Source organism: Neisseria sp. P0021.S007 (assembly GCF_051956855.1).
In genome coordinates this window covers 1-467 of record NZ_JBQCXA010001527.1, presented here as the reverse complement: position 1 = coordinate 467, position 467 = coordinate 1, and the positions used below count along the sequence as shown (strand labels likewise).

Annotated in this window: 1 pseudogene; it reads left to right on the top strand. The window is 59.7% G+C overall.

The annotated features are described in order from the left end of the window. Positions 1-467 (top strand): annotated as a pseudogene (locus ACTHUR_RS20085) (glycosyltransferase family 39 protein); the annotation flags it as partial.

Here is a 467-nt window from a genome sequence, read left to right as displayed (position 1 = left end):
CTTGTGGAACCCCGCCGAACCCGCTGTCTTTACCGCCGTCGAAGCCTTAGACGCAGGTGCGACGCCGTTGGTTGCCCATGTGTTAGGGCAGCCGGATTTTCAGATTCCGCCCGTCTATTTGTGGGTGGCGGCGGCGTTCAAACACCTATTGTCGCCTTGGGCGGCGGATTCTTATGATGCCGCGCGTTTTGCGGGCGTTTTCTTCACGATTATCGGACTGACCGCCTGCGGTTTTGCCGGATTCAACTTTTTGGGCAGACACCACGGACGCAGCGTCGTCCTCATCTTGATCGGCAGCATCGGACTGCTCTCGGTCGCACACTTCCTCAACCCCGCTTCCGCCGCTTTTGCCGCATCGGGCATGATATTGTGCGGCTTTTCATTGGCGCAACGCCGCGTCATTACCGCCTCGCTGCTGCTGGGCGGCGGCTGGGCGTTGCTGTCGCTTTCATCGGGCTATCTGATGA